Annotated in this window: 17 protein-coding genes and 3 pseudogenes; 5 read left to right on the top strand and 15 right to left on the bottom strand. The window is 60.3% G+C overall.

The window, feature by feature from the left end; all coding sequences use genetic code 11:
• Nucleotides 1–19: 19 nt before the first annotated feature.
• Complete coding sequence (gene asnB, locus ABIB80_RS36830) at nt 20–1,906, bottom strand: asparagine synthase (glutamine-hydrolyzing) (protein ID WP_354129362.1); 1,887 nt, start codon at nt 1,904–1,906, stop codon at nt 20–22.
• 440 nt (nt 1,907–2,346) lie between these two features.
• Here asnB (ABIB80_RS36830) and ABIB80_RS36835 point away from each other — a divergent pair, with 440 nt between their 5' ends.
• Nucleotides 2,347–2,712 (top strand): hypothetical protein, encoded by a 366-nt coding sequence (locus tag ABIB80_RS36835; RefSeq protein ID WP_354129363.1) that lies wholly within the window; start codon nt 2,347–2,349, stop codon nt 2,710–2,712.
• 369 nt (nt 2,713–3,081) lie between these two features.
• Nucleotides 3,082–4,026 (top strand): annotated as a pseudogene (locus tag ABIB80_RS36840) (nucleoside-diphosphate sugar epimerase/dehydratase); the annotation flags it as partial.
• 218 nt (nt 4,027–4,244) lie between these two features.
• Here the strand turns inward: ABIB80_RS36840 and ABIB80_RS36845 are convergent.
• From ABIB80_RS36845 to ABIB80_RS36890, 10 genes are all read right to left on the bottom strand, one after another.
• A complete protein-coding gene (locus ABIB80_RS36845) occupies nt 4,245–5,183 on the bottom strand; it encodes an NAD-dependent epimerase/dehydratase family protein (protein ID WP_354129364.1) in 939 nt (312 codons plus the stop codon).
• Nucleotides 5,184–5,210: 27 nt separating this feature from the next.
• A complete protein-coding gene (locus ABIB80_RS36850) occupies nt 5,211–6,377 on the bottom strand; it encodes a glycosyltransferase family 4 protein (RefSeq protein ID WP_354129365.1) in 1,167 nt (388 codons plus the stop codon).
• The gene (locus tag ABIB80_RS36855; RefSeq protein WP_354129366.1) at nt 6,374–7,300 is read right to left on the bottom strand and encodes an NAD-dependent epimerase/dehydratase family protein; all 927 of its coding nucleotides are present in this window, start codon (nt 7,298–7,300) and stop codon (nt 6,374–6,376) included. Before ABIB80_RS36855 ends, ABIB80_RS36850 begins: the two co-directional genes overlap by 4 nt.
• Nucleotides 7,297–8,154, bottom strand: coding sequence for a class I SAM-dependent methyltransferase (locus ABIB80_RS36860; protein WP_354129367.1), 858 nt, complete (start codon nt 8,152–8,154; stop codon nt 7,297–7,299). Before ABIB80_RS36860 ends, ABIB80_RS36855 begins: the two co-directional genes overlap by 4 nt.
• On the bottom strand, nt 8,144–8,713 hold the full coding sequence (locus ABIB80_RS36865; RefSeq protein WP_354129368.1) for an acyltransferase: 570 nt from the start codon (nt 8,711–8,713) through the stop codon (nt 8,144–8,146). The genes ABIB80_RS36860 and ABIB80_RS36865 overlap by 11 nt, the downstream gene beginning before the upstream one ends.
• Entirely contained in the window at nt 8,710–9,531 is an 822-nt protein-coding gene (locus ABIB80_RS36870; RefSeq protein ID WP_354129369.1) for a methyltransferase domain-containing protein, read from the bottom strand. The genes ABIB80_RS36865 and ABIB80_RS36870 overlap by 4 nt, the downstream gene beginning before the upstream one ends.
• Nucleotides 9,532–10,018: 487 nt before the next feature.
• Nucleotides 10,019–11,917: an asparagine synthase (glutamine-hydrolyzing) gene (gene asnB / locus ABIB80_RS36875; protein WP_354129370.1), complete on the bottom strand. Its 1,899-nt coding sequence runs from the start codon at nt 11,915–11,917 to the stop codon at nt 10,019–10,021.
• 91 nt (nt 11,918–12,008) lie between these two features.
• On the bottom strand, nt 12,009–12,722 hold the full coding sequence (locus ABIB80_RS36880) for an FkbM family methyltransferase (protein ID WP_354129371.1): 714 nt from the start codon (nt 12,720–12,722) through the stop codon (nt 12,009–12,011).
• Between the two features lie 2 nt (nt 12,723–12,724).
• Nucleotides 12,725–14,233: an oligosaccharide flippase family protein gene (locus tag ABIB80_RS36885; RefSeq protein WP_354129372.1), complete on the bottom strand. Its 1,509-nt coding sequence runs from the start codon at nt 14,231–14,233 to the stop codon at nt 12,725–12,727.
• Nucleotides 14,214–15,128: an FkbM family methyltransferase gene (locus ABIB80_RS36890; RefSeq protein ID WP_354129373.1), complete on the bottom strand. Its 915-nt coding sequence runs from the start codon at nt 15,126–15,128 to the stop codon at nt 14,214–14,216. The genes ABIB80_RS36885 and ABIB80_RS36890 overlap by 20 nt, the downstream gene beginning before the upstream one ends.
• 427 nt (nt 15,129–15,555) lie before the next feature.
• On the opposite strand from ABIB80_RS36890, the gene ABIB80_RS36895 reads away from it, so the two are divergent.
• Genes ABIB80_RS36895 through ABIB80_RS36905 form a run of 3 tightly spaced genes read left to right on the top strand, consistent with a single transcriptional unit; the run spans nt 15,556 to nt 18,686 of the window.
• A complete protein-coding gene (locus ABIB80_RS36895) occupies nt 15,556–16,494 on the top strand; it encodes a glycosyltransferase family protein (protein WP_354129374.1) in 939 nt (312 codons plus the stop codon).
• Between the two features lie 25 nt (nt 16,495–16,519).
• Nucleotides 16,520–17,854: an O-antigen ligase family protein gene (locus tag ABIB80_RS36900; protein WP_354129375.1), complete on the top strand. Its 1,335-nt coding sequence runs from the start codon at nt 16,520–16,522 to the stop codon at nt 17,852–17,854.
• 7 nt (nt 17,855–17,861) lie between these two features.
• On the top strand, nt 17,862–18,686 hold the full coding sequence (locus tag ABIB80_RS36905; RefSeq protein WP_354129376.1) for a glycosyltransferase family 2 protein: 825 nt from the start codon (nt 17,862–17,864) through the stop codon (nt 18,684–18,686).
• A gap of 339 nt (nt 18,687–19,025) precedes the next feature.
• On the opposite strand, the gene ABIB80_RS36910 is transcribed toward ABIB80_RS36905, so the two are convergent.
• From ABIB80_RS36910 to ABIB80_RS36925, 4 genes and pseudogenes are all read right to left on the bottom strand, one after another.
• Complete coding sequence (locus tag ABIB80_RS36910) at nt 19,026–19,562, bottom strand: Rossmann-fold NAD(P)-binding domain-containing protein (protein ID WP_354129377.1); 537 nt, start codon at nt 19,560–19,562, stop codon at nt 19,026–19,028.
• A 27-nt stretch (nt 19,563–19,589) separates the two neighbouring features.
• On the bottom strand, nt 19,590–19,817 hold the full coding sequence (locus tag ABIB80_RS36915; protein WP_354129378.1) for an NAD-dependent epimerase/dehydratase family protein: 228 nt from the start codon (nt 19,815–19,817) through the stop codon (nt 19,590–19,592).
• Nucleotides 19,818–19,911: 94 nt separating this feature from the next.
• Nucleotides 19,912–20,679 (bottom strand): annotated as a pseudogene (gene rfbF, locus ABIB80_RS36920) (glucose-1-phosphate cytidylyltransferase).
• A gap of 317 nt (nt 20,680–20,996) precedes the next feature.
• Nucleotides 20,997–21,477 (bottom strand): annotated as a pseudogene (locus tag ABIB80_RS36925) (M10 family metallopeptidase C-terminal domain-containing protein); the annotation flags it as partial.

A 21,477-nucleotide genomic window follows, 5' to 3' on the forward strand; every position in this document is an offset into this window, starting at 1 on the left:
TTAGGCTCGGAAAGCACTGCTAGACATTGGCCGTCGTTCGCCACGTCGCCAAGGTCAGCAAGGTCCAGAGGGTGTAACTATAACGGGAATTTCCGTCAACGTGCTCTCGCCAGAGCCGCCGCACGGCATCCGGCTGCAGGAAGGGCGCCAGACAATCAGCCTCCCTGTCCAGCAGCCTTTCTCCGAGCGACCTCAGGCCATGGCGCAGATAGCTTGCCACCGGAATATTGAAGCCCTTTTTAGTCCCCTGTGTCATGCCCTTTGGCAGACCGTGTCTCTCGAGATAGGCGCGCAGAATGCGCTTGTCCGGACCGCGAAGCGGGCTGATCACCGCCACGTCGAGGCCATTGGCGAATTCCATGATGCGCCGGTCGAGGAACGGCACCCGCACCTCAACGCCGTGCGCCATGCTCATCGAATCGGTCTTCATCAGCATGTCGCCAGGAAGATAGTAACGCTGATCCGCCTCTAGGGCCCGGTCCGCCGCGGAGCCTTCGGCGCCGAGTGCCGCGGCATATTCGTTGAGGGCGTCAGCCTCGCGATCGATGTCCTTCATCCCGGTGCCATAGAGGGTATGGATCTGTTCGGGAAATAGATATCGCCGCCATTGCGGGTGTGGCTGCGCGCCGCCGTTGGCCATGCCGGCGAGCAATCGCGCGAATTTTTCCGCGGCTCCCACCTTGGCCTGGCTCGCCGCCGCTTTCGCAAACAGCGCGTCTGAAAGATGTCGCATCGCGAATTTCGGAAACAAAGGCCCCACGGCCGTTGCAAGGCGGGTGGCGCGATAGGTTTCATAGCCGGCGAAGAACTCGTCGGCGCCATCACCGGTCAGCAGGACGCGGACTTCCCGGCCCGCCTTCTGGCAAAGCGAATAAAATGCCAAAGCGCTCGAATCGGCCAGCTGGCCATCGACCTTGGCGACAACGTCCAGAAAGCGAACCTCGATATCTTCCTCGGTATCGATCGAAACAAAACGCTGGCGTAGATTGGTGTGTCTGGCGGTGACCGCGGCGAGTCCACTTTCGTCGAAGGCGGCTTCGCCGAAACTGGCGGTATAGGCCGACAGGTCCGAGCGACCAGGCAGCGCGGTGGCGATCAGCGCGCTGTCGATTCCGCCGCTTAACAACAGAGCGACCGGCACGTCGCTGATGAGCTGATCATCAACCACCTCGGGCCAGAGTGCGTCGAAACCTGAAAGGGCTTCTTCGAAGCTCACGATCTTGGTGTGCCGCTTGGGTTGCCAGAAATGTTCGACGCGCCAACCGTTCCGGTCCGCAACGAGCGTGCTGCCGGGCGGCAGCGGCTCGATCCCGTCGATCAGGCTGCGCGATGGTCCGGGATAGCCCTGCGCAAAGAACCGATGCAGGCTTTGCGGTGAAAGTTGCCGCGGCTGATCTTGCAGCTCCAGAAGAGCTTTGATCTCGCTTGCAAACCGCAACGACCGCCCAACGAAGGAAAAATAAAGGGGTTTGATCCCGATCGGATCTCTCGCCAGAATGAGGCGCTCGTTCTCCTGATCCCAAAGCGCAATCGCGTACATGCCCTCGAATTTCAGGAACGCTTTCTTGCCCCAGAGACGATAACTGGGAGCAATGACTTCGGTATCGCAGCTGGTGTGGAATCTGGCACCCGCTGTGCGGCCGAGCGCTCGTCGAAGATCAGCGTCGTTGTAGAGTTCGCCATTGTAGGAGACCGCGATCTTTGCACCGGTATCGATCATTGGTTGGGCGCCGGCCGGTGACAGGTCCCGAATGGCGAGCCGACGATGTCCAAGACCGACATGTCCCTGGACCCAGATCCCGGAGCCATCCGGGCCCCTGTGTGCCAGCGTTTCGATCATTTGAATGACGGACTGACGGGCGACGGGTTCACCATCGAAATTTACGATACCGGCAATTCCGCACATTTCAATCGATCGCTTTCGCTCTGAAGCTGCAGCCCTTACCACAGCGGCAAATGTACCGCTAGCGAGTGCAGGTGCGGGGATCGGGAAGGATGCCGGGAGCGCCGCCCGCCAATCGGAATGCACGGTGCGATCGCCGTGATTGGAGGGCTGGCGCGAGAATAAACGAGTTGGTATGGAAACCGACCGGAAGACCCGTAAAGCTGTCGAGAAGGGTAGAACCCAACCAGTGCGAGCCGCTATAATCGTGCCATCGCGCTAGATCTCCATGCCCATCAACGGAACCTCGAATCGATCCTCAGACCGTAGTTAGAATGTGGTGAATTGCGGAAAGAGCCCCGCCAGCGTGAACCGGCGGGCCTTTGCTTTTGTGGGTAATCAAACGTCTGCGAGTCCGTCAGCCAGCCCTTGGTGATAAGAACTCTTGTATCGGAGGGAATCGGATGTTCAAGGAAAACTGGCGGGTAATTTTGGTGACGTTGCTTGCGGCAAACCTCGTCTTCATGGGGCTCCTAGAAATGCAAAGGCTCGCGATATGGCGGACTGAAGAAGCATATTTTAAGCAGATCCAGCAACCATCAACCGAACGATTTGACATCTTGGCCAAGGAATTAGCTGAGACCAAGAAGAGCGAAACAATGTATCTGGACCTGATCTACAGGGGACTGGCGGAATTGAATCTTCGCATGACCAAGGTAGAAAAAGCCACGGAAGAAACCCCGGCCAACGTCGCGGAAACAAGAGCAATTCGGGCCGACGTGGACGCGTTGAAAGCTACAGTAGAGCGAGCCGCTACCGCAAAACCATAGTTGTCCAAAGGCAGGAGCTATCAGCTTTGAAACCCTGCCGATAGAAGTCGCTCATGCATCAGTCCAGTGAGCGTATCGGTGCGATTGCTGCCGCTTTGGCCAAGGCCTGGCCGATCCCTAGAGGACATTGACGCAAGGTAGCACAAGGTGTCATGGCGTTCAATAAATTGTCCTCAAGGAACCCTGCTCAGATTGGTCAATTGAGGAGGCAGCTTCACTGGCAATCTCGGTCTTGGGCAATCGTCAAAATACGATTTAGCTTTTCGAGCCTTGCGACCGCTGATGGAGCCTAGGATCTCAGATGGACGTCATTCTCTTTAGTCAAGAGCCGTAGCACCGGTGGATCCGAAGTCCGAGACCAGTGAGCTAATGACGCGTCTTTCGCATCTCACCTTGCGCAATGTCCTGATCGCGCTCCACGACCTGCTGGCGACCACGGCGGCGCTGTTTGCCGCCATCTATCTGCGATTCGAGGGGGGCGACGGTTTCTTCGACCGCTTGCCGCTGCTGATCCAGATCCTGCCCTATCTCCTCGCCTTCAGCGTGGTCGTGTTCTTCGTCTTCAACCTGACCACGACGAAATGGCGCTTCATCTCGCTGCCGGACGCGCTCAACATCATCCGCGTCGCGACCGTGCTGACAGTTGCCCTCCTGGTGCTCGACTACATCTTCGTCGCCCCCAACGTGCGCGGCGCCTTCTTCCTCGGCAAGGTGACGATCGTCCTCTACTGGTTCCTCGAGATCTCTTTCCTCAGCGCGCTACGCATGGCCTACCGCTACTTCCGCTATACGCGGGTGCGCCGTCATGCGAGGATCGACCACGCCGCCCCGACGTTGCTGATCGGCCGCGCCGCGGATGCCGAGGTGCTGCTCCGCGGCATCGAAAGCGGGGCGATCAAGCGCATCTGGCCGGTCGGCGTGCTGTCGCCGTCGAGCGCCGATCGCGGCCAGTTCATCCGCAACGTCCCGGTTCTGGGCGGCATCGACGACGTCGAGGACGTCATCGCCGACTTCGCCAAGCGCGGCAAGGGGATCGCGCGCCTCGTCATGACGCCGTCGGCATTCGAGCCGGAGGCCCATCCCGAATCGATCCTGATGCGGGCGCGCAAGCTCGGCGTGATCGTGAGCCGCATGCCCTCGCTCGAGAGCGGCGATACGCCACGGCTCACGGCCGTCGCGGTCGAGGACCTCCTGCTGCGGCCGAGCGAGACGATCGACTATGCGCGCCTGGAAGCGCTGATCAACGGCAAGGCGGTGATCGTCACCGGCGGCGGCGGCGCGATCGGTTCCGAGATCTGCGAGCGTGTCGTCGCGCACGAGATCCTGTTCGCCACCGAGGAGCCGACCCGCGAGATCGGCGTTGCCGGCATCATGGCCGCGCAGCCGAACGAGCCGCCGATGCAGACGTTGCGCAAATGGATCGCGCGGCGAATCGTTGCGCAGCCCCCGACCTTTCAGAGCAACGATGAGCAACGCACAACGTTTTCGCCGGTGCGTTAGCGGAGCAGCTGCCGAATGACTCGGATGGGTGTCTAGGACGAAGCCGATGTGCCCACCGCCAGCCGCAATCCCTCGGTCATGCTGAGCGGCGGTCTCCAGCCAGTCGACAGGGCGGCGGAGGTGTCAACTTCCATGGATTCCAACAGGCTGTGGCGCAGCTCCGGCCGGATCGCCCGAAAGACGAGCGCCAGCGCCGAAGGAGGGACAGGCAGAAGAATGCCGGGCTTATCCATGGCCTTGCCGATGCGGCGAACGAAAGCAGCGGTCGAGATCTGCTCGTCGTCGGCAACCAAGTAGACTTGATACGCCGGACCAAGGTCGAAGTCGACCAGATGCGCGACAAAGGACACGAGATTCTGCACGCTGATGAATGCCCGCTTGTTGTCGACAAGGCCAAGCGGAAGAGGAATCCGCCGTCCGATCGCGCCGACGAGTTGACGAAAATTACCAAGCGCCTCGCGTCCATACACCAGCGGCGGGCGCACTACAGCTATCTGCATTTTGGATTGAGCCGCGAGGCGCTGCAGAGCAGCCTCCGCTGCCGCCTTAGACTGCCCGTAGACACCGCGCGGTACCGCTGGGTCGTCTGGCTTGAAAGGTCCACGCCCGTCTGTCGAGCTTCCATTGACCAAGATCGTGCTCAGAAACACGAACCTGGATACCCCCGCCCGCGCGGCTGCTTGAGCCAATTGCATGGTGCCTTGCCTATTCACCGCGTCGTAGAGCCCTCCGGCGTGCTCTTCGTTGGGGTGGTGCACCCGGGCGGCCAGATGGATCACCGAATGCACTCCCGCAAGCGCAGCGTCCCAATCGGTGGTTGGTCCGATCAAACCGACCACGACATCGTCCTCCCCGGCCCGTCCGTCGCGTAATGCGCGGCGCACGCGATAGCCGCTACTATCAAGCAAGGAGACCAGATTGCGCCCGATAAATCCGGTTGCGCCGGTGACGAGAACGACCCGTGGATTCATGGCGGCGCGCACTCCAATGGGGACGGGTCAATACGAATGGGCTCGGACGGCCTGCTTTATGGTCGAGACGAAACTTTCGGCGAATTCCCGCACGCGCTCGCCCAGTTGATCGTTCATCTCGCGCACGACGAAAGCAGAATGCTCAAAATCTTGCAGGTGGGCGACGAGCGCGGCGGCATCATCCGTGCCGAAATAGCGCGCGCGCTGTTCTGCCTGTTCACGGTGCACATCGATGTCGGACAATATCATCGGAACGCCGAACGACTTGGCTTCCTCGACCGTTGTGCTCCAGCCTTCGAAGCGCGACGGATTGATCAGCGCTGTGCTGGCGCGCAGAAGGGCGTAGACATCGCCGAGCGGGATCATCCCGAGATACCGGAACTGCCGCGCCAGACCGCGCTCTGCCACTTCGCGCAGAATTTGATCAAGATACTCCGGTTCATGCGGATCACCGCCGCCGGATGCGACGACAACTGGGTGGATGCCGCGCTCCCTAAGCAAGGCAAGCGCTTCCAGAATGATCCTGTGGTTCTTGTGGCGCCAGAACTGATTAGGGACATAGAAGTACGTTCTCGGCAGATCGTATCTTTGAAGCACCTCTACTGGATCCAGCTTGAGGAGATCGGCCGGAGGCTCGCTGGCGAACCTCACGATGGCGGTCCGGCCCTTCGTACGGGGATAATAACAAAGGCAATCGCGCTCGGCGCTGCGGCTGCTCAGAATGATAGTGCGGCCGGATAGGACCTGCATCTGAAAACCCACTTCACGCCGTCGTCTCGCCTTATTCGAGAACAGATGAGGCAACTGCCGATGCTGGAAGTCAGGCATCCAGGCTACGGTCGGATAGGGAGAGTTCCATCCAAAGAAGCGGGCGTTCTCCCACACCGCATTGACATCGTGATCGCGAAAGCTGGAGATCGCGTCGCGATCCTGGGCGAACATGGTCGGCAGCAACGATGCCAGCGTGGGACGATCAAAATGCGTCAAGCAAATAGTCTCGGCACCCGGCACCTTTCGGATGGGTGCCAGTTCGCCAGCATCGTGAGCTTTGCCTGCGAACACCACCGGCGTAATCGCGCCAGGGCAGTATTTTGCAAGCGCATGGAAAAGGTTCAATTGATAATTGTAGCCGCCCGCCCAGGCCTTGCGAGAAATCAAGGTGAAGGCGAGCCGGATGGGGCGGGCGTCGCTCAATGGGCCCGCCCCTTGAACCAGCTCACATACTGGGCAATGCCGTCCTGGACCGGGATACGCCAGCTGAATGGGATGGAGGCAAGCTGTCCGGCGTCGGCGACCAAGCTGAAGGGATCTCCCGCACGGACGACCCCCGAAAACCGCACGGAGGTATTGCCGCCCCAAGCTTTCGTCACCAAACGGGCGATCTCTGCAACCTGGGTTGGAACGCCGCTGCCGCCGTTCAGCACCTTCAGGGGCGCACCGTCAGCTCGCGCGAGTTCCGCTAGCAGTCGCACGACATCCCGTACATCGATCCAATCACGGGTCTCGTTGCCGGTGCCGCCGAGCACGAGTTCGCGCTGACCTTCCCCCAGCCGCAAGCAGAGGTCCCACAACAGCTGTTTGCGAAGTAAGGGACCGTAGACCGAAAACAATCGAACGATGGTAGCCCGGATACCAAACGAAACCGCATAACTGCGGCAGAGATGCTCCATGATCAGCTTGTGATGTCCATAGGGCGACATGGGCTGCGCGTTGGCCTGCTCTGAAATCGCGCCGGCATGATGCGCTCCGTACACGGCAGCGCTGGAGACCACGATCAGCCGACACCCGGGCACTGAATGGCGCAGCCACTCCAACAGGCTTGCCGTCGCCGCAACGGTGCGGGAGAAGTCCTCGTAGGGTTGCTCTATCGAGCGCGCGACCGATGCACCGCCGGCGAGATGGAAGATGGCGCTGGGAGCGCCCCCGCGTTGAACAAGACCGTCCAAGTTCGGCGTGATGATCTCGCCATTTATCCAGTCTGTCAGGCCAAGCTTCCGTCGATCCGCTTCGTCAATCGCACCATGACCAACGCCATACACGCTTTCGCCCTCTCGGGCCAGTTGACCGATGAGATGGCGCCCGATGAAGCCGTTGCCGCCTGTGACCCAAACGCTCATGGGACGCCCTTGTGGCAGACCAAAGAATAAAGTCGGCCTGGACGATTGTCGAAGTATCCGGCGAGAGACAATAGATAGTCGAAGCCGCGTCCTCGGCCGAGCAAGAACTCGAACAGTGCGCGCGCCGGAAAATATCGGGAAAGCCGGTCGATGATCGCCGCCCGCAGACTCTCTCGCGAATGGGGAAAGAGATTGATCGCGCTCCCCAGCGGTGTCAGGATTTCTATGCGCGAGAACCCGGCCCTCTGCAACGCCGCATAGTAACGCTTAAGCAGATAGGCGCGCTCGCCGCCGTAGAGCCGATGAAGCGGGTGCTGCTCCAGGAAGCGGTTCAGATCTTCTTCACGGCTGATCACATGTTCGCGCAAGGCTAGGAATACGCCCCCAGGGCGCAGCACGCGATACATCTCGCGGCACGCGGCGTCGAGGTCACGAGTATGATGCAGTACGGCTCGCGCGAACACTACGTCAAACGTTCCATCCTCGAACGGCAGCCCCTCCGAAAACTCCTGAACCACCTCGATGGCAAGTCCGGTGTCGCGGCCGAGCTTACGGATTGCCTCCGCGCCGACGATGGTACTGCCGTCGGGCTCCAGCGCGGTGACGTCGAAACCCTGCCGGGCCAGCGCATAGCTGGCAATGCCCCGGCCGGCGCCCACGTCGAGCGCCTTGCCGCTGCGGCCCGCGAGCAATTTGGCGACCTCCTGCCACTCGCCGCTCCGGACGTATCGCTCCGCGGCCTGGGTCAGGGGATCGTCATAGTAGGCATCGAGCACCAGTTGGTGCTGATCCGGCTGCTCGCGCAGCCACACCACTGCGTCCTCCCAGGTGAGCATCTTCGCTTCAGCCGACATCGGCCTCAAGCTCCTTCACCACGACTGCCGGGTTGCCAGCCACGACCGAATAGGGCGGCACATCCTTGGTGACGACCGCTCCGGCCGCGACAACGCCCCCCTGCCCGATGCTCACGCCGCGCAGCACGATGGCGTTGGCGCCAATCCAGGCATCGTTGCCGATCCGTACCGGCCGCTCGCCGAGATCGATCTCCCTGGGATGGCCGGACTTGAATATCTCCCTGATCTGCACATGACGCGCCTGCGCGCTCAGCGGATGAGTCAGGTTGTCGAACACATTGGCCGAATGAGAGATGAGAACGCGATCGCCGATGATGATGGAGCCGGCGGACCAGATTCGGCTGCTCGCGCCGACATAGCACCATGAACCAAGCTCGATCCGCCCGCCGTGACGGAACGTCAGAAGCTCTCCCAGGACCCGCGAATGCGATCCGACCCTGATGCGGTCACGTTGACCGAAGATGTTCCTGATCCTCGCGCTGGAGCCAAGCACGGCGCCGTCCTCCAACACGCAGGTCGGACGTCCAATCAGTCGCTGGATCAGGTAGTCGATGTTCATGCGGTCAACTGCAGGCACGCGATGGCGCGGGACGAGGCGGCGAGATCGTCGGCCCAACCCTTCCCGCTGTGAACGTCATAGACGGTCGCATCGGAGAGACCGGAGGAACTGCCGCGCGACCAGCCGTTCCGGCTGTAGCCGAAATAGTCGATGACGTGAGACGTCGGCGCAAAGGCCGCGACGATGGATTGGATCTTCTCCTGGTCGAACACCTGATACCAGCCGAGATTCGCACGCTGGCCGTACGGAACAGAAATCAGACAGGTGCCGCCGGGTTTGAGAACGCGCCGAAACTCGCGGACAGCCGCCTCGAAGCCATTCTCGTCGGTTTCGGCATGTCGCGTGTCGCCGGAATACAGCATCGCGTTGTCAAGGCCGATGTGTTCGATCGTGGAAATGCTCGCCACGACATCGAACACGTGATCGTTAAAAAGCGTCCTTCTGAGATCGCCGAATACGTAGGAAATCCCGAGATGCCAGTAGCACCGCTTTTCGGGCGCAAGTGTCATGATGGTGACGTCAAGATCCTTCAGGGGCGGGCGAGACAGGAGGAAATCGTGGTTGAAGGTCGAACCCGCGTCCAGCATCCTGCCTCCCCTGGGGAGCCGCCAGAAGGCCCAGGGATACTCGACCACCCGCTCATCCATGGCGATGCCGTAGGCCGGCGGCAATTCGCTGGTTTCGCGCAGGACTCCCTGATCGATCGCGCGCCCGATGATACGGCGCTTGACGGTCTGATAGCCTGGCCCGAACGGTCTCGGGCGCACCTTGAAAAGCGGTGCCGCGGCTGCGTCGACCAGGGATTTGGCCGCATGCACGGGGGCATCTGTGCGCATGATCGAGGTCCTAAATGATCCCTGCTGGCGGCGGGCCACAGACGGTCAACGCCAGTTCCGGGGATTGATAAGTCAGCATCGTGACGCCTGCGCTCATGCCAGGGGGAATTCCCTCCGTCCCAGGGCGCCGCATCCAATCGCCTCGAAACAGCCCATACTTCCTCGATCCCTACCCGCCATGTCAACGGCTCCGTTGAGGACGATTTTGGACGTCCGACAAGTTCGTACAGCGGGCCGGCTGATTTTGGCTTCCGCGTGCGGCCGTCTAGGCCATCCAGGTTTCGGAAACAAGCACTCCAGCCCGTTTCGGCCAGACGCGTCAAGCGCGATGCATCGAGGTGGAACACGACCTTAAGCGTTTGCGGCAGCCCGGCCACCTGTTCCAGCGCTTTCGCGCGGGCGGAATGATGCCGCGAGTAGCCGCCGATGATGACGACATCGATCGGCCTCTAAGGGCCGACGTAGCTCGTCAAGTGCGCCTCGCTAGCATCCATTTCATGTTCAGATACGGCCAAACCCGTCCGACCGATTCCCAATCCCAGGCCTTCGATGTTGTCAAGCGGCCGACCGCCCGGCGCAATGCAGGCTCGTCCACCAACTCGGCGAATGCCGGAACGTTCTGATCGAGCAGGCTGGCCGTCCAGCCGGCAAGAGGCCCGTTCAGCCACTCCGGCATCGGCGAGTTAAACCCCACCTTCCGGGCTCCCATGCGGATGGACTCCGGCATCTGGTTTTCCATCGCCCGCCGCGCGATGACTTTCGTGAGACCACTGGAGGATTTGCTGCTCTCCGGCAACGCCATCGTGTAGGTCACCAGGCGCCAGTCCATGAACGGCATCCGGACCTCGATGCCATGGGCCATCGAGAGGCGATCGTAGTTTCGCAGAATTGTCGGCAATACGGTGCCGTGAAACATTCGATAGAGGCGGCGATTGAACGAGCCCCAATCGCGCGGCAGCACGTCGTCATCGCCCACAAGACTGAGCTGGCCGGGAACCTGGCGCAGTCCGCCGCGCAGGAAATACTGCCCCTGACGCTTGATCATCAGCGCCCTCAACAGATCGACGCCGCGCCTGGTCAACGCTGAATTCGAGGAAATTCCCGCAATGGCATTTCTAATCCAGAAAGCGCCGTATTGCCCTCCCTGGAAATAGCCCCCCATCAACTCATCGGCCCCGTGGCCATCGATCGACACCGGCACGTTCTGACGTCTGAGTTCACGATAGATCAACCAGATCGCACTCGGAAGCCCGATATAGACGTCATCATTGTCGTCGAGGATCTGGTCCAGCTCCGTCAGAGCGTCCGCCCGACCGATCTCGAGATAGGTCGGGTTGACTTCCGCCCACGCAGCCGCCTCCTCGGCCATTGGCCGCTCATCATTCGATGCGCCTGGAAATGTCGCGACAAAGGCGTGGCGCCATGACGTACTGTCGCGCGGACCCATCCCGACCCTTTCGTGCGCAGCCATGGTGCAAATCACTGCTGATGAATCGAACCCTCCCGACAAGCAAGTTCCGATCGGCACGTCGCTGCGCATCCTCAGCGCGACGGCATCCTGGAACAACTCGCGAAAACGTTCGACGCGCTCGGCTTCGGTCTTCGGCACCTCCGGCAAGTGATCGATGGTGCGCCACCAGCGTCGGATATCCAGCTGCCCGTGACGCAGCCACAAGCAATGGCCGCTCTGCAAGCGGCGCACGTCCTGGCAGAGGGTCCGTTCGCTACCTTCGACTCCGAAGGCATCCAGCAACAGCCGCCGCGCTACGTCGACATCCAGCGACGTCCCGATCAGACCACTTCGCACCAGGGCGCGCTGCTCCGATGCGAAAACAAAGCGCTCCGGCGACATCGCATAGAGCAGCGGCTTGATGCCGAAGCGGTCGCGCGCGAGGAACAGTTCCCTTGTTTCGGTGTCGTAGATTGCCAGCGCCCACATGCCGTTGAAGCGCGACAACATCCCTTCCCGCCATTCCCGCCACGCAGCAAGAATGACCTCGGTATCCGATTGAGTGCGGAAGATCGCGCCCCGCTCCTCGAGTTCGCGCCGAAGCTCGAGGAAGTTGTAGATTTCGCCATTGAAGACGATCACATGGCGACGATCAGCCGACAACATCGGCTGGTAGCCGCCCTCTCCCGGATCGATAACCGCCAGCCGGCGATGCCCCATGGCGACATCGCGATCGGCACTGAACCAGGTCCCGGCGCCGTTCGGGCCGCGATGGGCCAGGAGATTCGTCAAGCGCGATATCGCCTCCTGCTCAATCGCGTTGCCACGGAAATGAACGATACCCGCAATCCCGCACATGGCTAGAAGACCCTCGCTGACAAAAGGCGGCTCGCAATCACACGCATATCCCGCCGACATGTCGCGTCATACGGCCCGCTTCGCGAAACGGCAACGACTATCACGAAATGCGGGCCGCCAAGGCAGTGTCTCATCCTTCTGTCGCCGAGGACTATCCGAGCTTCTTGAACAGGGCGTCCATGAAGATGACGCGGCCGTCCCCTGCAGTGAATTGCTCTATGGCTCCGGCGAAACGATGTCCCGTCTCGCCCAGAAGTTTACTCAGGTCTTCAAAGGTTGGAGCTCCCTTGTAGAGCTCGTCAAAGGAAATCTCGATGATCACAGCCTTCGCCGCCGTTATCGTTTTCCTGCCTCCCGCAATGACTTCGGCTTCATAACCCTGAACATCTATCTTGATCACGAGATCTTCGAGCGGTGGCGTCGGGAATTCGGCGCACACGCCGTCCAGCGTCCGGACTTCGACGGGAACGCTGGTCTGAGCACGAGTTTGGGGAAAGAGCTCCTCACACATCCCAGTCGTCGGCATCAGCGACGACGACGGCGAATGCTCGCTATGGAAGTGCATGTTCATCACGCCTTGCCTGGCCCCGAGCGCGAAGTTCAGGGCGGTCATGCGACCGTCACTGTCCCGTTCCATGCCCTTCAAGAGCTTGTATGCCGCGGGAAGCGGCTCGAAGCACCAGATCTTCGCGCGGGGAAATCGGTTGAGCGCCGCACGCGCGAACTGTCCCGTATTGGCTCCGATATCCAGCACATTTCGTACGTTTTCGCCCGAAAGTCCGAGAAGCGTTTCTTTTGGATGCTTGGACAAGCGTTCGACGTGAAGATCAAACTTGGCGAGAAATGCAGTGGCGAGGTGCTTCATGCTCATATGTCAACGGCCTTCGTTCCGCCATGCCGCTTTAGCGACGGCAGCAACCTATCGCGTATCAGCCTTGTTGAGGGATTGGTCAAGACGGCCAATCCGATCACGAGCGTCCCGCCAGCCAACCCCGCCAGCGCACTTGTCGATGTGCCGAGCGACGCGCGCATAGCGAAATAGAATGTCAGGCTTGCTATCGGCGCAACGACGCAAAGAATTGCAAAGCGCAGATCCGAAGGCCGCCACAGATGTTCCGACCCGCCAAGGTTGTTGGCATGCACCATTCGCATGCACCAAACGCTTCCGACGACGAGCCCGGACGTGACGCCGACAACAACTCCGCGCTCGCCGGCGAGCAGGCTGAATGCATACGCAAGAACGGAACTGCCAACGGAGATCAGCAGGTGGGAAACGATGACGGGAGACAGGTATCCCGCGGCGGTCGCCAGGAAGTAGGAGGGCGCGCTCAAAATGTTGATGGTCCAACCTATGCTGAGTACCGCAACGAAGACGACAAAAGAATCGTTGCTCTTGCCTATCCACAGTATTGCGATCAGGGGAGCCGACACCACAAGGAATGCCATCGTCGGCAGCGAGAAGAAGAGCGTCATGGACAAGGCCGAGCGATAGGCAGCCAGAAGCTCTACGCGAGAGAGCGCGGAAAGCCGGGCAAAGTAGGGCGACATGACCTGATTTGCCATGACGATCAGGTTTCTCGCCTGCTGGAGCAAGCGAGAGGCCATATCGTAGTAGGCGACGGCGTCGAGCGTTTCGACCCTGGCCAAGATGATCCGGGTAGCTGGCTCAAATACTAGCATGGCAAGGCCTGCAACATGCAACTTCAATCCGTAGGCGAAGAGCAGGCGCATGTCCTTGCGCCCGGCTCTTCGTGGCACGAAACGAAATCCCGGAAGGCTGCGCTTCAGATGCAAGGCAGAAACTGCGATCGAAACAACGTGTTGAATGATCTGCGCCCATGCGACACCGAGAAGTCCGTAGACCGGCACAAGGGATACGGTTGCGGAGAGCATGACAAGGGTCGCGGTGATGTTTGCATAGGATCGCTGGTCGGTACGAAAAACCGCCGTAAGCGCATTCAGATAAACTTGCCCCATCGTCATGACCGCAAGCAGTACCAGCGCCCATGGGACCAGCGCTTGCGCTTCATGCAAGGAATCTTGGACGGATAACGGGATCAAGAACCACAATGCTGCGGCCGAGACGAGGCCCAACGGCGCAAGTAGAACGAGAGTCCCCACGACTGCGGAATCGACGAGATCCGGCGATCGCCGAGGGTCATCGGTCTGCAATGGAAGGTAACGTATCAATCCCCTCGACAGCCCTAGATCGGCGCCGCGTCCAATCGCGGCGATGCTGAAAACGACTGCCCAAAGGCCGACCTGGTCCGAGCCCAGAGCACGCAGAAGGTACCCGTACAGAAATGCGAGTGCGATGCCTTGGATAACAACATCGGCCAGGGAGGCTATCGCCTGCCTAGTGACTGTCGCGCGCATCGATAAGGTCCAGCTTGTCGCGCGGCACAAACATCAGATTGGTATAACCATACCTGACCTGGGTCTGGTGTGGCCTGGGGCCACTTTTTGATGCCTCAAACGCGACGTAACCGCGGGGAAGCAGCCATTCAACGATGGATCGCGAAGCGGGAACGTTCGGAAGGTCGAAATCACCGAATTCTGCGATGACGACAGGCTTGAATTTCGCAAGCGATTGTTCGGCACCGATCAAAACCCTCAGCTCGGCGCTCTCCGCATCGATCTTCATGACGTCGATGCGTTGATGGCCCAGCTCCTTCCAGATGTCGTCGAAGCGGCGCGCCCGAACATCGACAGGGATACCGGTTCGCTCGAGCCCGCGTCCAACAAATGCAGAGTTGAACGATGAATGCGCATCCCCGTAGTCGCGAAACTCAAGTGTTTTTTCCTCATCGAAAGCGGCGTACTCGACGACGCTTGCGCAACCGGCTCCGATGGAGCCGGAAAGGTTCGCGCTCAGCAGGCTGCGTGTCCGCGGCATGGGCTCGAACGCAACCACGTGCCCGCTCCCTCCGACGAGCCGCACGGCAAGTTTCGAAAAAAAACCAAAGTGAGCGCCAATATCCACAAACGTGTTGCCCTCGCGCAGAGCTGCAAGCAAGAAACGGCAAACGTTCTCATCGTAATAACCGAAGCGATAGATCATCGCCGAAACCGGCTCGGGAACCACAACCCGCATCGTCTCGCCCCAGAATGTTTGGGCAGGAACTTCCTTGACGCGCCCGAGCGTCCGCAGAAAAGCAGGCGTCACAGCGCGCTGGGGGTCGGCGACCAGTCGCTGTATCCGTGACGCATTCCGCCGGGCGACTGCAGCCTCAAAAGCTTCGGCAAGTTCTCCGCTCAGGCTTCGCGACACGACCAACTCCTAGTCACCACCTGCCCCCAAGGTCTATATGTGGGTCATAACGAGGTTCGCTTGGATCGTCTACCGCGAATAATTTCCGCTAACGGTCCGCCTGATCGATGGGCCCATGGGATCGTTGGGGACCTTCCTTGCCGAGATCGCAGGAGTCCCGCCGAGGTCGGGGCCAATCCAGGATGCGCTGGTCCCCGAGTTCTTGGACCAGCCTCAGTGCGAGTTTTCCGGCTCAGCTAGCCTTGGCAAGGGCCTCGGCCACCGATGAAGTCCCGGCGCAATTTCAAGTGCCACGCCCTGGAGCAAGAGATCGCCGCGAACTTCATTCAAACCTTCTCCAACAGCCTGCACTTCTTGACAGATAGTCACAAGCGGCCGAAGTATGGATGGGTGAGTCCTGAATTCGGGAGAACGGAACAACTCCATAATGGCTGCTCCGATTGCACTTTTCGTTTTTCGCCGACCTGACAAGACGAGAGCCACGCTAGCATCGCTCGCTCGCTGCAGGGGAATAGAAAACATTGATTTGTATATTTTCTGCGACGGTCCTCGCGGCACACGCGACGAGCAGGCGGTCGCGGATGTGCGCGCCATCGTCGAGGCCTTCGACCATCCAAGAAAGACCCTCGTCATCTCGACCGAGAACCAGGGCCTCGCCCGCTCGATCATCGCCGGTGTCACTCGCTTGTGCGAACAATACGGCCGGGTCATTGTTGTCGAAGACGACCTGACCGTCTCACCTGCATTTCTTGACTATATGAATACCGGCCTCGATACCTTTGCAGATGATCCACGCGTCATGCAGATCTCTGGTTTTGCGTTTGCGCGAAGCAACGCATCGCCGCACTCGACAGCGCGGTTTTTGCCAGTCACGACGTCTTGGGGCTGGGCTACATGGGAACGATCGTGGCACGATTTTGATCCCGATGCCCGAGATACCGATGCCTTGCGCTCCAACTACGCGCTTAGATCGCGCTTTGACCTTGGTGGGCTATTTGGCTATTACGACATGCTACAGAGGCAAGAAGCGGGCCGCATAGATAGTTGGGCGATTCGATGGTACTGGTCGGTGTTCCGCCGAGATGGCCTAGTGCTCTACCCTCCCATCAGCCTCGTTCGGAATGATGGGCTCGACAGCTCGGGAACTCATACGTCCCGTTCAAAATTGCTATGGCGAGGCCTAAATCACGAGTTACCGGAATCGTCGCCGGCGATGCCGGACCAGGTTGCAATCAATCAAGCATCGCTTGCCGAGCTCGCGAGGATCGTAGATCCCCTCTTCTATCGGAGAGCAAGAAACCTTTTGCGATGGCTGCTTTTCCGCGTCAATCTGACGATGCAAACCTCAATGCGAGGACCAAGGTAACTTTTCGGAAGAGAGCTTGTGAACGATGAGCGGCGTTTTACTTCGATCACTCAGCCTCACTTTGTTGAGCCTCCTGCCGATCGCATCGCTAGTGTATTTTCTCTCATTACAATTGTTAGGTATCGACCACGAATCCTCATATTTTGCTGTCTGGTCCGTCGCTGTTTGGTTTATACCTCTGGCTCTCCTTCTGCCGAACTTCATCCGTCGCCAGGCGAGCATTACAGCAATAGACGTTACATTCTGCCTCGTTTCTGTCTTGCTTGCGGTCCATCTCAAGGTTTTCACACTCCATGCAGGTCTACGCGACTGGGCCCTCCTCGTGACGTTCTGGATCGGCCCCTACGCTGCGGCGAGGCTCGTTTCCGCGCAGGACATAACGCGCATTCTCAAGATCCTCGGAGCGATAACGCTGACAGTAAGCGCAGCAGCGATCACGTGGCAGTTCTCGCCGCAGTTGACGGCGGGCGATAATTTACGACCGGTCATGCTGGGCCTTAACCACGGCGTACTAATCGTGGCCGTTGCGCTCGGCATCTCCGTCGTGATCCAAGCCAGCGGCGCGTCCGGGAAATACTCGATCGCAACCTGTACGATGCCGATGATCGCCGCGCTGGTCACAGCTGCGCTCGTGGTACTCGGGGCGCGCGGCGTCGTTATCGCGACCATCGCGACTGCCTTGCTAATGGTATTGGCTCCCACCCGCCATGGACGCCGCGGGCGCATTGTCGTTTTCGCCGCCATTCTTGTCGGAGCCACGCTCGCACTAATATTGAACCACGTTGCCCGCGACTTCATGGTGCGTACCTATCTGCCGCTAGAATCGCCGGCGGGCGCTGGCGTTCCGGGCTTGGGACGGGACTCGGGCGCTGGCGTTCCGGGCTTGGGACGGGACTCTCGGGAGGAGTGTGATCAACTTAATAAAATGGTTGATTCGACGCCGATTCGGATCTGGCTGTTTCAACAAGGCTTCTTATTTTTTCAAAAAACGCCAGTATTCGGAATCGGGCTCGAAAACTTCGCCGCCCACACTTGCCCAGGCAGCTTTCCGCATAGCACTATTTTACAAGCCTTCGTCGAGATGGGCGCTGTTGGGGGCATCGCGTACGTACTACTGCTCGCCACAGCGATATTCTCGTTAATCGGCTTGACGATTAATCGTCTCCCTTGCACAAGTCGCCCAGCGATTGTTGTGCTCGCATTGCTCTCATTCTTTATAATTCTCGATCAATTCTATGGACGAATTCTTTTGTCGTCGACAGCTAGTCTCTTGCTGGGCTTTTCAGCATCACTGGTCACGAGATCCGAGCATCCGCACTTGCGCGGCTGGCCTATTCGAAATCCTGAAAACTCTCGGTGAGATGACTATGACGAATGACCAAGCTTTCCGCAGGACGACCGCCTCCGTCCCGACTCTATCGATCGTCACGCCGTCCTTCAATCAAGCACCTTTCCTGCCCCAGACGCTCGACAGCGTTCTTGACCAGAAATATCCTGGACTCGAATACATCGTCATCGACGGTGGCTCCATAGATGGATCCCGCGAGATCCTCGAAAGCTACAGTGACCGCTTGACATTTTGGGTTAGCGAGAAAGATCGCGGCCAAGTGCACGCTCTAAATAAGGGGTTCGAGCGCGCTACTGGCGACTGGGTAGGCTGGCAAAATTCCGACGATTTCTATTTGCCCGGAGCTTTCGAATCCTTTGCCGTCGCCACTCGACGATATCCCGATGCCGACATCGTTCTGGCCGATATCGTCCTCGTCGATGAAGCTGGCGCGCCGATCCGTGATGTCAGATATGTCAAGCCAACCTACGAAAGCCTATTCGCAGAGGGCATGGTGCTCGCGAACCAGGCGGCATTCTGGCGCCGCGCCCTGCATGAGCGCGTTGGATTTCTCGATGAGCAGTACAATTGCTCGTTCGACTATGATTGGTTCATGCGCCTCCTCAAGTCTGGACGCGCGGTCCACGTTCGGGAGCATTGGGGCTGCCTCCGGTATCATGGCCAATCGAAAACGAGTGTCCTCACCGAACGTTTTGCGAAGGAGAACCTGGCAATTCGCGGTGGACGCGCACCGTCAGGTTTGAGCGTCGCCTGCTCCCAATTGCGCCGCCTCGCCTTGATGCTTGCCCACGGCGATATCGGATACGTCATGCGCGGCTTATGGCGGCGCGCTGGCGGGAATTAAAGCATGATCCGGAAAAGTGCGCAGCGGTTTTCCGAAATGATCTTGCAAACAACAACCTAAAGCGCGATGATGATTAAGCGCAATCTCACTGCGTTTCAGGCGCCGAGGCGAAAGTGCCTGAGCCTTTGCTTGACTTCAAAATTGGCCCTGCGCCACGGCCCCATCAGCTGCAAAATGCAAGGTTCGGCGATCCCGTACGCCGGCATCAACGGTCACTCGGTCAACCGGGTCGAAGGAAGCGGCCACACGCTGCCCATCACCATGACATTTCGGCGTCGGGGATGAGCCCCAGCAAGCGTCGCGCTCCCGAATGTCAGGCACTGTCCGTGAAGCGCGGGTTCATGCCAGTTGGATGTCCGCCAACGCCGACGACCTGATCGAGCGAGAATGCGCGCAAATCGCGGCCCCCGCGCATCGCCTTGTACCAGTCGAGGTGAGGCGCAGACCCTGCGCCAGGTCGAGCTGTGGCCTCCAGCCGAGCTCGCTTGGCGCCTTCGCGCAGTCGAGCCTGAGACAGGCGGCTTCATGCGGAGGCGGGCCGGCATCGGCCGTCCAGCGCGCACCGTCGTCCCACATCGCGACCAGAGGCCCGGCCGCTGTTCCGACCGGCGCCTCGCTCGCGGCATCGGGCCCGAAATTCCAGCCGCCGGTGAAGCGGTCATCGCTCGCCATCCGCTCGACCAGCCTGAGGTAGCGCAGCACTGGATAGAGTGCGTGCTGCCAGGGGCGCGCCGAATTGGGATTGCGGATGGGCAACGCCCGGCCTTCGAGGAAGGAATCCATCGCGTCGGGCACTAGGCGGTCGCGCGCCCAGTCGCCGCCGCCAAAGACGTTGCCGCGCGCGCGCAGTCGCAAAGCGCGCCGTGCCCTTCGCATCGAAGAAGCTGTGGCGACAGGCGTGCGTCACGAACTCGGGGCAGGTCTTGCTGTTACTGGATCGTCGCCGCCGAGCCGGTCGCCCTCGCCGAAGGCGGCGCCATTGCCGATCACCTGCACCGAGCGCAGGGGCCGTGCCGCCTCCAGCACATGCAGCGTGCCCCTCGCATTGGTCGCAAAGGTCTCGACCGTATCGTAGGTAGGCCGCACCAACGCTTGCGCCGCCAAGTGGATGACGGGCTCGGCCTCTGCCATCGCGGCACGCAAGGTCGGGAGATCGCGGATAACGCCCTTGAAGCCGGTGTGTCCGGTCAGGAAGACCTTCTTGCCGCGCCAGATCCTGGATCCGTCACCAGACCCTCCACCTCGCCTGGCCGATGGCCCCCTCGCCCTCGAGGAAGTTTCGGTCGCGCTGCGAATCTATCGGGTGCCAGAAGCCGTGATGAACATACGCGCGCAAATCCTCACCGCGGGCGAGCTGCTCCATGGGCTCGCGCTCCCAGATCATGCTGTCGCCCGCGATCAGGTCACCGACCGACGGCGACAGCAAGAAGAATCCGCCGTTGATCCAGCCGCCGTCATCGCCTGGCTGCTCCTCGAATTGACGACGCGATCGCCCTCGATCGCGATCGCCGCGACCCGCTTGGCCGGCCGCACCACCGAGACGGCGGGCCCGGCGCCCGTGCGCCCTATGAAAGGCTATCTCGGCGTCGAGATCGATGTCGGCGACGTCGCCGCCATAGGTCAACGCAAAAAAGGGGTCATCCGCGACATAGGACAGCACCCGCTTCGGCTTGCCGCGGTCTGGGCTTTATCGTCGGTATCGACCAGCATGACCCGCCAGGGCTCGGCGGTTTCGCGGTGGACCTCCATCCGGTTCTCGGCGAGATGGAAGGTCACGTCGGACATGTGCAGCAAGTAGTTCGCGAAATACTCCTTGATCATCTAACCCTTGTAGCCAAGGCAGATCACGAATCATTGAAGCCGTGACGGCTGTAGATCTTCATGATGTGCCAGAGGATCGGTCGGCGCCGATCTCGACCATGGGCTTGCGTCGCGTGCTGGTCTCCTCGGAGATTCGGGGGCCGAGACCTCCCGCGACAAAGACGACTTTCATTGAGTGCCTGCTGCGGTCTGGGATCGGCCCCGGTTAACCACCGGATACTGCGGGCACTTTTAACCGTCAATCAAACTCGGTTGGTACCCGCCATCACCTGGCGACCGGGCATCGTTGCTTCGCGCAGCTTATGTGAACGTCCACGTCGACGACCGTGGCGACACGAAAGCGAACTGCGAGGCGCTGAAGATCACCGGGGTGGCTAGCCGTCGCTCGCCTTTGGGAAACAGAGGGCTCACGGCCGAATGGCCCGCCGCAGCCACTCTTCCACCGTCATCGCGGCAGTCGCTGCTGTCCCATGCGATGGGGCCCAGTGTTCAAACATGGAGATGCCAGTCGATTGCGTGAGACGCAACCGGCCCAATCGTCCCGTCGGCATTGAGATCCTGATGAAACCGGGCCTCCGCCAGCAGCAGCGTGGCGCTGGTACCTGACACCTGACCGGTGTTGGTGGCGAAATTGCCGCTGCTGTCGGTCGTCCAGATCGTGAACTGATCACTGCCCGGGTATCGCCAAGCGACCTCGTAACCGCTCGAGGTCTGCTCCACGGCGATCGGCGTCCAGCCGCCGGACTGGCCGGCCACCACCGGCGAGCCGGCGTATTTCAGCGCAGGTCCTGAGCCGCCGGCTACAGGATTCATGTAGAAATTGCTGCCGACCTGCACCAGGCTCGTGCTGCCGAACGCTTCGATGCTGGTCGTGAGGATGCCGATGACGCCATCGCCGTTGAGGTCCTGGTGGAAGCGGCTCTCGGCTTGCTCAAGCGTGGCGCTGGTGCCTGACACCTGACCGGTGTTG

This window comes from Bradyrhizobium sp. i1.15.2 (assembly GCF_040548425.1).
In the GTDB taxonomy this organism is placed as follows: Bacteria; Pseudomonadota; Alphaproteobacteria; order Rhizobiales; family Xanthobacteraceae; genus Bradyrhizobium; species Bradyrhizobium canariense.

Excerpts from the sequence above, each read along its gene's own strand:
- ABIB80_RS36860 (WP_354129367.1), bottom strand. The coding sequence starts at position 8,154 with ATGTCGGCTGAAGCGAAGATGCTCACCTGGGAGGACGCAGTGGTGTGG.
- ABIB80_RS36880 (WP_354129371.1), bottom strand. The coding sequence starts at position 12,722 with ATGAAGCACCTCGCCACTGCATTTCTCGCCAAGTTTGATCTTCACGTC.
- ABIB80_RS36915 (WP_354129378.1), bottom strand. The coding sequence starts at position 19,817 with ATGGCAGAGGCCGAGCCCGTCATCCACTTGGCGGCGCAAGCGTTGGTG.
- ABIB80_RS36895 (WP_354129374.1), top strand. The coding sequence starts at position 15,556 with ATGGCTGCTCCGATTGCACTTTTCGTTTTTCGCCGACCTGACAAGACG.
- asnB (WP_354129370.1), bottom strand. The coding sequence starts at position 11,917 with ATGTCGGCGGGATATGCGTGTGATTGCGAGCCGCCTTTTGTCAGCGAG.
- ABIB80_RS36910 (WP_354129377.1), bottom strand. The coding sequence starts at position 19,562 with ATGCGAAGGGCACGGCGCGCTTTGCGACTGCGCGCGCGCGGCAACGTC.
- ABIB80_RS36835 (WP_354129363.1), top strand. The coding sequence starts at position 2,347 with ATGTTCAAGGAAAACTGGCGGGTAATTTTGGTGACGTTGCTTGCGGCA.
- ABIB80_RS36885 (WP_354129372.1), bottom strand. The coding sequence starts at position 14,233 with ATGCGCGCGACAGTCACTAGGCAGGCGATAGCCTCCCTGGCCGATGTT.
- ABIB80_RS36855 (WP_354129366.1), bottom strand. The coding sequence starts at position 7,300 with ATGAGCGTTTGGGTCACAGGCGGCAACGGCTTCATCGGGCGCCATCTC.
- ABIB80_RS36900 (WP_354129375.1), top strand. The coding sequence starts at position 16,520 with ATGAGCGGCGTTTTACTTCGATCACTCAGCCTCACTTTGTTGAGCCTC.
- ABIB80_RS36845 (WP_354129364.1), bottom strand. The coding sequence starts at position 5,183 with ATGAATCCACGGGTCGTTCTCGTCACCGGCGCAACCGGATTTATCGGG.
- ABIB80_RS36905 (WP_354129376.1), top strand. The coding sequence starts at position 17,862 with ATGACGAATGACCAAGCTTTCCGCAGGACGACCGCCTCCGTCCCGACT.
- asnB (WP_354129362.1), bottom strand. The coding sequence starts at position 1,906 with ATGTGCGGAATTGCCGGTATCGTAAATTTCGATGGTGAACCCGTCGCC.
- ABIB80_RS36865 (WP_354129368.1), bottom strand. The coding sequence starts at position 8,713 with ATGAACATCGACTACCTGATCCAGCGACTGATTGGACGTCCGACCTGC.